The organism is Rhizobium sp. R635 (assembly GCF_002211285.1).
Classification (GTDB): Bacteria; Pseudomonadota; Alphaproteobacteria; order Rhizobiales; family Rhizobiaceae; genus Rhizobium.
Genome location: NZ_LOKX01000003.1, coordinates 13,651 through 26,474, shown reverse-complemented (window position 1 = coordinate 26,474; position 12,824 = coordinate 13,651). Strand labels below are relative to the sequence as shown.

General features: G+C 62.1%; 12 protein-coding genes. 5 read left to right on the top strand and 7 right to left on the bottom strand.

Annotated features, from left to right (window positions below; translation table 11 throughout):
* Positions 1-150: 150 nt before the first annotated feature.
* The 4 genes from ATY78_RS04050 to ATY78_RS04035 all read right to left on the bottom strand — a co-directional run bounded on the left by ATY78_RS04050 (position 151) and on the right by ATY78_RS04035 (position 4,546).
* On the bottom strand, positions 151-1,257 hold the full coding sequence (locus ATY78_RS04050; protein ID WP_088681068.1) for an ABC transporter ATP-binding protein: 1,107 nt from the start codon (positions 1,255-1,257) through the stop codon (positions 151-153).
* Between the two features lie 4 nt (positions 1,258-1,261).
* Positions 1,262-2,194, bottom strand: a complete 933-nt coding sequence (locus ATY78_RS04045; protein ID WP_088681212.1) for a carbohydrate ABC transporter permease — start codon at positions 2,192-2,194, stop codon at positions 1,262-1,264.
* A 4-nt stretch (positions 2,195-2,198) separates the two neighbouring features.
* Positions 2,199-3,104, bottom strand: a complete 906-nt coding sequence (locus ATY78_RS04040; RefSeq protein WP_088681067.1) for a sugar ABC transporter permease — start codon at positions 3,102-3,104, stop codon at positions 2,199-2,201.
* A 206-nt stretch (positions 3,105-3,310) separates the two neighbouring features.
* Positions 3,311-4,546 (bottom strand): ABC transporter substrate-binding protein, encoded by a 1,236-nt coding sequence (locus ATY78_RS04035; RefSeq protein WP_088681066.1) that lies wholly within the window; start codon positions 4,544-4,546, stop codon positions 3,311-3,313.
* A gap of 454 nt (positions 4,547-5,000) precedes the next feature.
* On the opposite strand from ATY78_RS04035, the gene ATY78_RS04030 reads away from it, so the two are divergent.
* From ATY78_RS04030 to ATY78_RS04015, 4 genes are all read left to right on the top strand, one after another.
* Positions 5,001-6,044: a LacI family transcriptional regulator gene (locus ATY78_RS04030; RefSeq protein ID WP_088681065.1), complete on the top strand. Its 1,044-nt coding sequence runs from the start codon at positions 5,001-5,003 to the stop codon at positions 6,042-6,044.
* A 208-nt stretch (positions 6,045-6,252) separates the two neighbouring features.
* Positions 6,253-6,951, top strand: a complete 699-nt coding sequence (locus ATY78_RS04025; protein ID WP_088681064.1) for a class I SAM-dependent methyltransferase — start codon at positions 6,253-6,255, stop codon at positions 6,949-6,951.
* A 124-nt stretch (positions 6,952-7,075) separates the two neighbouring features.
* Positions 7,076-7,690, top strand: a complete 615-nt coding sequence (locus ATY78_RS04020) for a hypothetical protein (RefSeq protein ID WP_088681063.1) — start codon at positions 7,076-7,078, stop codon at positions 7,688-7,690.
* Positions 7,691-7,721: 31 nt separating this feature from the next.
* Positions 7,722-8,798, top strand: a complete 1,077-nt coding sequence (locus tag ATY78_RS04015) for a D-alanine--D-alanine ligase family protein (protein ID WP_088681062.1) — start codon at positions 7,722-7,724, stop codon at positions 8,796-8,798.
* Between the two features lie 10 nt (positions 8,799-8,808).
* Here the strand turns inward: ATY78_RS04015 and ATY78_RS04010 are convergent, their stop codons facing one another.
* From ATY78_RS04010 to gndA, 3 genes are all read right to left on the bottom strand, one after another.
* On the bottom strand, positions 8,809-9,426 hold the full coding sequence (locus ATY78_RS04010; protein ID WP_088681061.1) for a class I SAM-dependent methyltransferase: 618 nt from the start codon (positions 9,424-9,426) through the stop codon (positions 8,809-8,811).
* 98 nt (positions 9,427-9,524) lie between these two features.
* Positions 9,525-10,034 carry a GNAT family N-acetyltransferase gene (locus tag ATY78_RS04005; protein ID WP_088681060.1) on the bottom strand — a complete coding sequence of 170 codons (510 nt, stop codon included), beginning with the start codon at positions 10,032-10,034 and terminating at the stop codon, positions 9,525-9,527.
* Positions 10,035-10,313: 279 nt separating this feature from the next.
* Positions 10,314-11,765 carry an NADP-dependent phosphogluconate dehydrogenase gene (gene gndA, locus ATY78_RS04000; RefSeq protein WP_190237386.1) on the bottom strand — a complete coding sequence of 484 codons (1,452 nt, stop codon included), beginning with the start codon at positions 11,763-11,765 and terminating at the stop codon, positions 10,314-10,316.
* 203 nt (positions 11,766-11,968) lie between these two features.
* On the opposite strand from gndA, the gene ATY78_RS03995 reads away from it, so the two are divergent.
* On the top strand, positions 11,969-12,760 hold the full coding sequence (locus ATY78_RS03995) for a helix-turn-helix domain-containing protein (protein WP_088681058.1): 792 nt from the start codon (positions 11,969-11,971) through the stop codon (positions 12,758-12,760).
* The last annotated feature ends 64 nt before the right edge of the window (positions 12,761-12,824 follow it).

Genomic DNA, 12,824 nt, shown 5'->3' with positions numbered 1-12,824 from the left:
GGTAAAGAGTCATTCACGGCGCAGACGCGCCGTGGCTGGATTCCTGTGACGAGCACAGGAATGAGGGAGGATGGGGCATCAGTCGAATTCATATTCAATTGCCTTGGAAGAGCAGGCGGCGCCATCTCCGACGTCACCCGCAAAATTCCCCTACAGACGCAGCTCACTATCCGCATCGAACACCGAAGCCAACGCCATGTCGAAGCTGAGTTTCACCTTGGCGCCGACGTTGAAGCGGCGTGCGCCGTTGACGCGTACCGACATGGTGTGACCGGCATGTTTCAGCCACAAAAGATTGTCGGCGCCCATCGGTTCCTCGATATCGACGGTGGCGTCATGTTCTTCGCCGCCGGCATTTTCGTTGACTTTGATGTGTTCGGGGCGGACGCCGAGCACCACCTTTCGGCCGGGCTGCAGCGTCTCGTTGGCATCGTAGGCGGCGAGCGAGAAAGTGACGCCGTTCGCCACGAAGGCGATGCCGTCGCCCGAGCTGACCAGCTCACCGCGCAGGAAATTCATCGACGGCGAGCCGATGAAACCGGCGACGAAGAGATTGCGCGGCCGGTTGTAGATCGTCGTCGGATCGTCGAGCTGCTGGATGATGCCGCTCTTCATGATGGCGATGCGGTCGGCAAGCGTCAGCGCCTCGATCTGGTCGTGGGTGACATAGATCATCGTATTCTTCAGCGACTGGTGCAGGCGCTTGATCTCGACGCGCAGTTCCGAGCGCAGCTTGGCGTCGAGATTGGACAGCGGCTCGTCGAACAGGAAGACGTCGACATCACGCACCAGCGCCCGGCCGATCGCCACGCGCTGGCGCTGGCCGCCTGATAGTTCGGCGGGCTTGCGCTTCAAAAGCGGCTGGATCTGCAGGATCTCGGCCGCGCGCGCCACGCGCTTGTCGATCTCGGCCTGCGGCACCTTGGCGACGCGAAGACCGAAGGAAAGGTTCTTCTCGACGCTCATCTGCGGATAAAGCGCATAGGACTGGAAGACCATGCCGATGCCGCGGTCCTTCGGCTCTTCCCAGGTGACGTTCTTGCCCTTGATGAAGATCTGCCCTTCCGAAGCGTCGAGCAGGCCGGCGATGCAGTTGAGCAAGGTCGACTTGCCGCAGCCGGACGAGCCGAGCAGCACGAGGAATTCGCCGTCGTTGATGTCGAGATTGAGATCCTTGAGCACGCTGACCGCGCCGAAGTTCAGCGACAGATCCTTGATGGAGACGCTCGAATTGGAGACAGTTGAATTCATGTTCATGTGATCACCCCTTCACTGCGCCGGCGGCGATGCCGCGAACGAAAAGCCGCCCGGAGACGAAATAGACGATCAGCGGCACCAGGCCGGTGAGGATCGTCGCTGCCATGTTGACGTTGTATTCCTTCACGCCCTGGACGGAATTGACGATGTTGTTGAGCTGCACGGTCATCGGATAGGTATCCGGCCGGGTGAAGACCACGCCGAACAGGAAGTCGTTCCAGATGCCCGTGACCTGCAGGATCATCGCCACGACGAAGATCGGCAGCGACATCGGCATCATGATCTGCAGGAAGATCTGCCAGAAGCCCGCCCCGTCGACACGCGCCGCCTTGAACAGTTCCTCCGGCAGCGACACGAAGTAGTTGCGGAACAGCAGCGTCAGGATCGGCATGCCGAAGATCGAATGCACGATGACGAGGCCGGTCAGCGTGCCGTAGATGCCGATTTCGCGCAGGATGATGACGATCGGATAGATCATCACCTGATAGGGAATGAAGGCGCCGATGATGAGGACCGAGAAGAAGAACTCGGAACCCTTGAAACGCCAGTTCGCCAGCGCATAACCATTGACCGAGGCGATGGCGATGGAAACGACGACCGACGGGACGGTGATGCGCACCGAATTCCAGAAGCCGCGCGAAAGACCGTCGCAATTGAGGCCCGTGCAGGCCGTCGCCCAGGCCTTCACCCAGGGTTCGAAGGTGATCTCCATCGGCGGCGAGAAAATGTTGCCGAGCCTGATTTCCGGCATTCCCTTGAGGGAGGTGACGACCATCACGTAAAGCGGGATCAGGTAATAGACGGCGGCCACGAAAAGCGTGCCGTAGATGATGATGTTGCGGCCGGAAACCACCGGCCGCGGCTTCGGTCCGGACGGACCGGAAACCGCCTTGCCTTCGAAGGGGGCGCCGCCGCCGTCGACTGATTTGAGAGCGATATTGTCAGACACGCTTGCGCCCTCCGCCGAATTCCAGATATGCCCAGGGAATGATGATGATGGCGACCGTGACGAGCATCATGGTCGAGGCGGCAAAGCCCTGGCCGAGATTCTGCGCCTGGAACATGTAGTCGTAGACGTATTTCGCCGGCACTTCCGACGAGATGCCGGGACCGCCGGATGTTTGCGCCACCACGAGATCGTAAACCTTGACGATGCCCGAAGCGATGATGACGATCGTCGTGATGAAGACCGGCCGCATCATCGGAATGACCACGAGCAGATAGGTCTTCCACATCGGAATGCCGTCGACGCGGGCAGCTTTCCAGATATCCTCGTCGATGCCGCGCAGGCCCGCGAGCATCAGGCACATGACGAGACCCGTGCCCTGCCAGAGCGCCGCGATCAGAATGCCGTAGATGACGATTTCAGGCGTATAGAGCGGATTGAAGGTGAAACCCGTCCAGCCGAGCGAGCGCACCACGGACTGCACGCCGAAATCCGGATTGAGAATCCACTGCCAGACAAGGCCGGTGACGATGAAGGACAGCGCGAAGGGATAGAGGAAGATCGTGCGGAAGGTGTTCTCGAACCGGATCTTCTGATCCATGAGAGCCGCCAGCAGGAACCCTATGACCAGGCTGAAGATCAACGACAGCACGCCGTAGATCGCCAGGTTCTCGATGGACACGACCCAGCGCGGGGCGGCCCAGAGACGCTCATATTGCTCGACGCCGGCGAAGCTCAATCGCGGCAGGAGCTTGGAATTGGTGAAGGAATAGAACACGGTCCAGATCGTGCCGCCGACGAAGATGACCATGGCGGTGAGGATCATGGGAATGGAGGCAATCTTCGAATTCAGATTGCGCAGCAATTTAAACGGCCGGCCGGCTTTCGCTTGACCTGTCATGCGTTTCCTCCTGAAGCGCACTCGCTTCGGTGATCGGGACGCCGCCTGAAAACGGTGCCCTTCCCGTCCCTATCGGCAACCCGCCCGCGGCCCGCGCATGCGCGCGCTCGCGTCCGGCTGCCGAAGCTCGCGCCGGGATCGGAGATCCGGCGGAGTCCGGCCCTGCGAAACGCAGGACCGGACCTGATGAGCCCGAGGACCGAGGATCAGTCGGCCGAAGAGATGATTTCGGTGAAACGCTTCTGGGCGTCTTCCGGCGTCATCGACGGATTGGCGAAGAATTCGGAGAAGAGATCTTCCTTCTGCTTCTGGCTGTCGGCCGAAAGCAGCTGGTCGGTCCCCTGGATCACGTTGCCCTTCGCCAGGATGTCGAGACCCTTCTTCATGCAATCGTTGGCGGCGGCGAGATCGACGTCGCCGCGCACCGGCAGCGAACCCTTCTTCAGGTTGAAGGCAACCTGGGTCTTGGGATCGAGCAGGGTCTTGGCAAGTACCGCCTGCGCCTTGGACTTCTCCTCGTCCTTCAAGAGCGGGAAGTAGAAGGCGTCGCCGCCGGTCGAGATGATTTCGTTGACGCCGAGGCCCGGCAGGCAGGTGTAGTCGGTGCCGGCCTTCTGGCCCGCGAGCGCGAACTCGCCCTGCGCCCAGTCGCCCATGATCTGGCCGCCGGCCTTGCCCGTGATGACGAGGTTGGTCGCCTGGTTCCAATCCTGGACGTTGCTGCCCTTGGACATGCGGCGGGCGTCGTCGGCGGCCTTGAAGACCTTGGCCATTTCAGGACCGGCGGCAGCTTCGGCGTCCTTGTCCTTGAAGACCTTGTTGAACGTATCCTTGCCGGCGATCGCGACCATCAGCACGTCGAAGGCGCCTGCGGCCTGCCACGGCTGACCGCCGACGGCGAGCGGGATGATGCCCGCCTTTTCGAGAGCCGGAGCAGCGGCGACGAACTCGTCCCAGTTCTTCGGAACTTCGACGCCGGCCTTCTTGAAGGCGGCGTTCGAAAGCCACAGCCACTGCCAGGAGTGGATGTTGACCGGAGCGCAGTAGATCTTGCCGTCGATCGTGCAGGAATCGAGCAGGCTCGACGGACGAATGATGTCCTTCCACTTCTCGGCGGTGGCGACATCGGTCAGGTCGCGCATCAGGCCGGCCTGGACGAGTTCCTCGGCCTGGCGGCCATGGTTGAACTGGGTGGCGCCCATCGGGTCGCCGCCGGTGATGCGGCTGATCATGATCGGGCGGGCGGTGCCGCCGGAACCGGCGATCGCACCGTCGACCCAATGGTTGCCGGTGGCGTCGAATGCCTTGGCCAGCTCGGCGACAGCCGCGGACTCGCCGCCGGATGTCCACCAATGCGTGACTTCGAGATCGGTGGCGCTGGCGGCACTGAGCGGAAGCGCTGCCGAAGCGGCAAGCATGGCCGCCATCATACGAATTTTCATGAGTTCTCCTCCCTCACTGAAACGTTGCCGGAAAAACTTAGATCAATCGATTTCCTCACGCAACTGTCCGCCTGTAAATTTTTCTTTAAAGATCCGGATTGCCACTTCTGAATGCTTCGAATGGCCTCGCCATGTCAGTTGAATCCGCGACCAGACAGGCGTTTTCGCATATGCGATATAGCTATATAATATTGAATATAAACGATAATTTTCTGATTTTATTTTTTAGCCGCATATCATGCCTTTCGCACTTGCAGAAAAATCGAGCCCGAACCGCCGATTCAACCTATGCGAATGATGCTGCGACGCACACAAGAAAAACCACTCGACATTTCTACTGTATCGTTACAGATTGAATTCCTTAGGGAGGCGCGATTTTGGCAGGCGACGGGCTTACGGCGTCTGAAAAAGCCTCTATAAGCGAGACCAATTCGCGTGAGGCAGGCCTACAGGGATGGAAAACAAGGGAAATTTCGGACAGGCTGCATCGACGGCGGTGACGCGCGAGCGCCCGACATTGAAGACGATCGCCTTCATGACCGGCCTCGGCGTGACCACCGTATCGCGCGCCTTGAAGGATGCACCCGATATCGGTGCTGAGACCAAGGAGCGGGTGCGCATGGTCGCCCGCCAGCTCGGCTACCAGCCGAACCGGGCGGGTGTGCGCCTGCGCACCGGCAAGACCAACGTCATCGCCCTCGTCCTCAGCATCGACGAGGAGATCATGGGCTTCTCGAGCCAGATGGTCTTCGGCATATCGGAAGTGCTGTCCGGCACGCCCTATCATATCGTCGTGACACCGCATTCGCACAGCAAGGACCCGATGCTGCCGGTGCGCTATATCCTCGAGACCGGCTCGGCCGACGGCGTCATCATCTCCCGCATCGAGCCGGACGATCCGCGCGTGCGGCTCCTGACCGAGCGCGGCATGCCCTTTGCCACGCATGGACGCACCGATGCCGGCCTCACACACCCGTTCCACGATTTCGACAACGAGGCCTTCGCCCATCAGGCGGTGGAGCGGCTCGTCAGGCGCGGCCGGCGGCGCATCGCCCTCTTACAGCCGCCGAGCAAGCTCACCTACTACGCCCATATCCGCATCGGCTTCCAGACCGGCCTGCATGATTACGGCGCCGAGGAAGTGCCCCTGCGCGTCAACACCGACGCGCCGCTCGCCGATATCCGTGATATCGTCGAAGTGATGATGCGCTCCGGCAATGCGCCCGACGGCATCGTCTGCTCGGCCGGCAGCGCGGCGATCGCCGTCAATGCCGGCATCGAGGCTGCCGGCAAGGCCCTCGGCCGCGATCTCGACATGGTCTCCAAGCAGTCAGTGCCGATCCTCAACTGGATCAGGCCTGAGATCATCACCGCCCAGGAAGACGTGCGCCAGGCCGGCCGCGAAATGGCCAAGGCCGTCATCGCCCGCATCGACGGCATCGAACCGGAACTGCTGCAGAGCATCAGCCAGCCGATCTGGCCGGAGAACGGCCGCTAGGAACATCCATTTCGTGCCCTGGAACGCGCCCGTGCGCCAGGAGCGGTGCGTCCTATCGCCTTGAATTCGCCCATGATCTTTTCCCGCAAGTAATGTCGCGCACATCGAAGCCGTAATCTATATCGCCCGCGATTGGCGATCAGATGTTGCCCACAGATACAATTCGTGAGTATTTTAGTAAATGTAGCGACAAAATCCGGGGGAGAAAATGCCATCACCTTGGGAAAGCGATGTCTTACTACATGCCGGGCCGGCATTTTTAGCAAAGCCGCACCCGAAAATTCTTGAGGTCGGCGGAGGATCACGCACCTACGTCTATGTCGAGGGAGCAGAATACACTGCCCTTGATATTTCCAGGGAGCAGCTCGACAAAAACAGATATGCGAGCGAGAAGATCCTGGGCGACGCCCAGACGATCGATTATGGAGCGCGGGTCTTCGATGCCTGCGTCTTCTGGGACGTGCTGGAGCATGTCGAAAGTCCGAAATCCGCGCTGTCGAAGGCGGCAAATACGCTGTCACCCGGAGGCGTCGTCGTGGTGAAGGGGCCGATATCGACCTCGATCAAGGGCATGGTCACGACCATGACGCCCCGCTGGGTGCATGTCCTGTTTTATCGCCACATCCTGAAACAGCCGAATGCCGGCAAGCCGGGCTACGCGCCTTTCCCGGTCGAACACTCCGTCGACGCATCCCACTCGGAAATCGCCGCAACCTTGCGGCAGCTCGGAATGGAGGTCGTCTTCGTCGGCGAGTATATATCGACCCATGTCGATGCATTGAAGAAGCGAATGCCGCCGCTCTACTGGCTGTACGAGTCAGCGGGATTCATTATCCGGCTAATTTCTGGACGGAAATGCGGAGGCCGCAAGACGGAATTTCTGATCGTCGCCAAGAATTCAGGCTGAAACGACGCATTCCCCTCGTAAGCTGACCAAACATGATCACCCCGGTTCGAAAGCGGCCCACTGGCTCGAAAAAGCCTTGATTGCCGGCCATCCCGCACAAGAGCCACGGGGGAATATCGATTAAATACAGCAAAGCGGCGTGCCCTATTTCAGTCAGTGGGAAACACCTGGGATGACGCTGCCGGTCGTTGCCGGGGGAACGCAGGCTCTGCTCGGCGATCCGCTCTGGCGCCATTCGGGAGCCGCGACGGTCGAGGAATATGCGCGCTGGGCCGTCAATGTCTGCGGCATGGCCTGCCTGAAGATGATCCTTGCGGCGCGCGGCGAGATCCATCCGACGCTGGAGCTTGCCCGCGCCTGCACTGGATATGGCGGTTACGTCGTCAACGAAATCGACGCCTCGATCAAGGGGCTGATCTACGCGCCCTTCGTCCGCTTCGTCGGCGACCGATTCGCGCTCGCCGCCGAGACGATCACCGCCGTTCAGGCATCGGCTATCCCCGATCTCCTGTCAAAGCGGCGCTTCTTCATCGCCTCGGTGCATCCGTCGATCCGCTGGCCGGAGCAGGAACCGCCGGCAAAGGGCGGGCATCTGGTGCTGGTGACGGCAGCCTCGCCGGAGACGATCCGCTTCCACAATCCATCCGGCCATGACCCGGCAAGCCAGGCGGATGTCACGCTGCCGCTTGCCGTCTTCGATCGCTTCTTCGCCAATCGCGGCATTTCCATCGACGGCTGACCTTTTCAACACGAGATCATCAGGAGGTTCCATGACCCCTTCCCCAAACAGATTACGCATCGCCGTGCTCTTCGGCGGCCGCTCGGCCGAGCATGAGGTTTCCATCCTTTCGGCGACCAATGTCATGGGCGCGCTCGATCCGGAAAAATACGACGCCGTTCCCGTCTTCATCACCCGGGAAGGACAATGGCTGCTCGCCAGCGTCGGGGACGGCGCGTTGGCCACGCCTTCATCGGGCACGGAGCTCTGCCTCGTGCCCGGCGGAAAAGGCCGCATGCTGGCGATCCCTACCCATGGTGCGCCGCATGAACTGCCGAGGATCGACATCCTGTTTCCCGTGCTGCACGGCCCGCATGGCGAAGACGGATCGGTGCAGGGCGCGGCCGAGGTGGCCCGCGTGCCGCTCGTCGGCTGCGGCATCCTTGGGTCCGCAGCGGCCCTCGACAAGGATATCGCCAAGCGTCTGCTTAGGGCGGCCGGGCTGCCGGTGGCGCGCGCCGTGACGATCCATGAGGGTGCGGCCCCTTCGCTTGCCGCCCTCGAAGGCGAACTCGGCCTGCCGCTCTTCATCAAGCCGGCGCGGCAGGGCTCATCCGTCGGCGTCGCCAAGGTCCATGCCAGCCAGGAATTCGCGGCAGCCCTTGCCGGAGGCTTCCGCCACGACCGCACACTGCTCGCCGAGGAATTCGTCGCCGGCCGGGAGATCGAGTTCAGCGTGCTGGAGGATGCGGCGGGCGAACTCTTCGTTTCCCGGCCGGGCGAGATCGTGCCGGCGGAAAGCCACGGCTTCTACAATTACGACGCCAAATATGTCGATGAGAACGGCGCGGCGCTGAAAGTCCCGGCCGACCTACCGCCGGAGGTCGAGGCCGCCATGCGCGACATGGCCGCCAAAGCCTTCCGCGCCGTCGGCTGCGACGGCATGGCCCGCGTCGACTTTTTCCTGACGTCGGACATGCGCTTCGTCATCAACGAGCTCAACACCATTCCCGGCTTCACCGATATCAGCATGTATTCCAAGGCGATGGCCGCAAGCGGCATCAGCTATCCCGAAATCATAGACCGGCTGGTAGAGCACGGCATGGCGCGTGCCGGTCGCGACGCTTGAGACGGAGGGTTTAGCGTCGTCTAAACACGCACCACTGAAATGACTGCCGGCCGCCGCCGGGCGTCGTGTGCTCCTCGCGCCATTCGCGTTCCAATGCAAAGGCCGGGCCGAATTCCGCCGCCAGCGCGGCGGCGTCGTAACGCTGGACCGGCAAGCCGCTGCACCGCTCCGGCCCGTCAGGTGCGAAGGTCGCGACGATCACGACGCCGCCTGGCGCCGTGCCGGCTTCCAGGGCGCGGCGATAGGCGAGCCGCTGCTCCGGCTCGGTGAGGAAGTGAAAGACGGCGCGGTCGTGCCATACGTCGTAGCGGCGCTCCGGTCTCCATACGGTGACATCGGCCACCATCCATGCGACCTGGGCGGCCTCCCCCCGCAGCCGCGCCTTGGCGACGTCAAGTGCCGGCGCAGCAATATCGAGAACGGTAAGGTCGGACCAGCCGCGCTCGACGAGACGGTCGACAAGGCTCGACGCGCCGCCGCCGACATCGATCAGCGCGGCAGTGGCCGGAAGATGCAGATCGTCAAGCGCCCGCAAGGATGGCTCCGGCGTCGGCTGATACCAGCTGACGCTGTCAGCGGCTTTCGTGCGGTAGACCTCGTCCCAATGTTCCCGCTTCGCGTCCGTCATCCGCTATCCCCATCGCTTGCAGCGTCCGATCCTGATTTATCGATATGTAGGGATTGAGACGTCCGTCACCAACCGCTCCGCGGCCCGCGAGCCCGGACTCAGGACGGGAGGTGGCGATAGACGAGATCGGCAGGATCGGTTCGGGGCGCTGCGGGATCGAGACGCGCACCCAGCCGTTCCGCAACGGCGATCGAGGCAGCGTTGCCGGGCGCGATATAGCTGACGAGCGACGATACTTTAAGCGTCGCGAAGGCCCAATCGCGCAGGGCGGAGGCCGCTTCGGTCGCATAGCCGCGTCCCTCATGTCCCTCGTAGACGAACCAGCCCAGCTCCTTTTCCGGAAAGAGCGGCCCATGATTGATCCCCACTTGACCGACGCATTCGCCCGTTTCGGCCAGATCGATCATCAGCGCCCCATGCCCGAAAAGCTGCCAGAGAGCGATGTCGTGGCAGAACATCCCCCACGCCGCCCGCAGCTCGAACGGGCCGCCCATTCCGGCAGAGCGTGGCGAGGCCATCATACCGGCATAAGCGGCGAAATCATCGATATCAGGCATGCGGAGCACAAGGCGCCCGGTCCGGATGGTGATCACGCCCGTTTCGGACATGTCGTCGCCTTTCTGCGGGGGTTGGAACGGAACTCTAGCTTCCAAACGCCGGAGCGGTTCGCTCAGCGCCAACCGCTCAAGGAACCCGCGACGTCATCCTCGGCCCAGTGCCGAGGATCTACGCACGTCCAATTAAGCATCTGAAAATAAATGTTTTCCTGTCAAACAACTGTCGTGATCAGATGCTCGGCACAAGGCCGAGCATGACGGAGGAGACTTTGTCACTAACTGAGCCCGGCGCAACGGCCGGGCTTCTCCTCGATCTCTTCTCCGCAAACCTCAGAAGGTCGCCGCGCCGCTGCCCCAGGGGCCGTGGTGGAAATCCTTGCCATCCAGACGGTCGAAACCGTGGGCGCCGAAGAAGTCGCGCTGGGCCTGGATGAGGTTGGCCGTGCCCCTGCCCTGGCGGTAGGCGTCGAAATAGGTGAGCGCCGAGGTCAGCGCCGGCACCGGCAGGCCGGCGGAGACCGCAGCCGTGACGACGCGGCGAAGCGCCGGGATCGATTCCTTGACCATTTCGGAGAAGGCGGGCGTGACGATCAGGTTGGCGGCATCGGGAGCCTTGGTGAAGGCCGAGGTGATCTCGTCGAGGAACTGCGAGCGGATGATGCAGCCTGCGCGCCAGATACGGGCGATCGTCGGCATCGGCAGCGACCAGTTGAACTCGCGCGAGGCTTCCGCCATCACCGCGAAGCCCTGTGCGTAGGCGCCGATCTTGGCGGCAAACAGCGCCAGTTCCAGATCCTTGTTGAGCTCGGAGCCGTAAGAGATCGGGAAGGACGCAGCCTGCGTGCCGAAGATCTTTTCGGCAGCTTCGCGCTCAGATTTCATCGAGGAGAGGCTGCGGGCGGCGACAGCGGCTTCGATCGCCGTTGCCGGAATGCCCATGTTCTGCGCCTCGATCGCCGACCATTTGCCGGTACCCTTCTGGCCCGCCTTGTCGAGGATCATGTCAACCATCGGCCCGCCGGAGACGGGGTCGTTGGCGGCAAGCACCTTCTCGGAGATCTCGATCAGGTAGGAGTTCAGCCGGCCCTTGTTCCACTCGCCGAAGATGCCGGAGATGTCCGAAGCGCTCTTGCCGAGGCCGTCGCGCAGGATGCCGTAGATTTCGGCGATCATCTGCATGTCGGCATATTCGATGCCGTTATGGATGGTCTTGACGAAATGGCCGGCGCCGTCATTGCCGAGCCAGGCGACGCAGGGCTCGTCATTGTAGCGGGCGGCAATCGAGGTCAGCACCTTCTCGACGCGCTTCCAGGATTCCTCGGTGCCGCCGACCATGATCGACGGGCCATGGCGCGCACCTTCTTCGCCGCCTGATACACCCATGCCGATGAAGGTGAGATCGGTGTTCTTGAGGCGGTCGAAGCGGGCGACGGTGTCGCGGAAATTGGCGTTGCCGGCATCGATCATGATGTCGCCCTTGGACAGATGCGGGCGCAGCGCTTCCATCTGCTGGTCGACGGCCTCACCGGCCTTGATCATGATGATGATCGGACGCGGCGGGCGGATCGCATCGACGAATTCTTCGATGGTCTTGCAGGGAATGATCTGCTTTTTCAGATCGCCGGCGCTTTCGTAAAATTCGTCGGTTTTCTCAGGCGTGCGGTTGAACACCGCAATTTTATTGCCTTTCTCCGCGATGTTGAGCGCCAGGTTGGAGCCCATGACCGCAAGACCGATCAGTCCGATTTCTGCCTTTTCCACGACAAACCTCCGATGTGTCATTTGGACCGGTGTTGTGGCACTGTCTTGGTCAAACGGCAAGTCTCGCAAGGGTCTAATCGGTTCGCAAAGCCCATGAAATGCAGCTTTGTTTTTCCGACTTGTCCGACAACCTGCCATTTAACGCCGATCCGCAAGCCGCATCTTTCACCGGCCTGCCGGCAAGGCCTAACTCATGTTATCATGCGGAGCTCGGGAGATATCGCTTGGTATCGAAAAGACCAAAAGACATGGCGCTGCTTGCGGCCCGCGCCGGCCGCTACCACGAATATGCGCCGCCGCCCGCCTTGCGGCGCCATTTCAGCCGCCTCTGGTCGCACAGGCTGAACGACGGGCCGCCGGCGACGGTGGCGATCGTACCGGATGGTTATTGTGATCTTCTCTGGATCGACGGCAGGCTTGAGGTCGCCGGCCCCGACAGGACAGCCGCCTTTCCCGTGATAGGGCCTGGCGCGACCGTCATCGGCGCACGTTTTGCGCCGGGTGCTGCGGCATCCTGGCTGAAGACGCCGCTCTCGGCGCTGGTCGGCCTCTCCGTGCCGCTTGCCGATATCGGCCGGAAGGAGACGAGCGAATTCGAGGCGCGGCTCCGGGATTGCCCGGAGCCCACGGCCGCCGTAGCGCTCTTCGGCCGCCTGCTTGAAGAGGCCGCGCGCCATGAGGAGGAGCCTGACCGGGACGCCGCCGTGATCTTCGCCGCTGCCGACAGCGGCCGCCCTGCCCCCGGCCTGCCAGACCGGCTCGGCATCAGCGAAAGGCAGCTGCGCCGCCGCTGCCACCATCATTTCGGCTATGGCGCAAAGACGCTGGAACGCATCCGCCGGTTCCAACGTTTCCTCGACGTCTGCCGCAAGGCGGGCACGATGCCGCTCGCCCGCATCGCGCTCGAAGCAGGTTTTGCCGACCAGGCCCACATGACGCGCGAGGTCGCAGAACTCTCGACGCTGACGCCTGCGATCATCCTCGACCAGCTCGGCATGCGGGAAAGATCCGGCTGACCGTTTTGTTCAAGACAGCACCGGCTGGCCTTATTATTTCAGGGAAACCAAAATGCGAGGACCT

What these genes read in the sequence shown, in the direction of transcription:
- ATY78_RS04050 (WP_088681068.1), bottom strand. Translation starts at nt 1,257, where the DNA reads ATGAACATGAATTCAACTGTCTCCAATTCGAGCGTCTCCATCAAGGAT.
- ATY78_RS04040 (WP_088681067.1), bottom strand. Translation starts at nt 3,104, where the DNA reads ATGACAGGTCAAGCGAAAGCCGGCCGGCCGTTTAAATTGCTGCGCAAT.
- ATY78_RS04035 (WP_088681066.1), bottom strand. Translation starts at nt 4,546, where the DNA reads ATGAAAATTCGTATGATGGCGGCCATGCTTGCCGCTTCGGCAGCGCTT.
- ATY78_RS04030 (WP_088681065.1), top strand. Translation starts at nt 5,001, where the DNA reads ATGGAAAACAAGGGAAATTTCGGACAGGCTGCATCGACGGCGGTGACG.
- ATY78_RS04025 (WP_088681064.1), top strand. Translation starts at nt 6,253, where the DNA reads ATGCCATCACCTTGGGAAAGCGATGTCTTACTACATGCCGGGCCGGCA.
- ATY78_RS04015 (WP_088681062.1), top strand. Translation starts at nt 7,722, where the DNA reads ATGACCCCTTCCCCAAACAGATTACGCATCGCCGTGCTCTTCGGCGGC.
- ATY78_RS04010 (WP_088681061.1), bottom strand. Translation starts at nt 9,426, where the DNA reads ATGACGGACGCGAAGCGGGAACATTGGGACGAGGTCTACCGCACGAAA.
- ATY78_RS04005 (WP_088681060.1), bottom strand. Translation starts at nt 10,034, where the DNA reads ATGTCCGAAACGGGCGTGATCACCATCCGGACCGGGCGCCTTGTGCTC.
- gndA (WP_190237386.1), bottom strand. Translation starts at nt 11,765, where the DNA reads ATGACACATCGGAGGTTTGTCGTGGAAAAGGCAGAAATCGGACTGATC.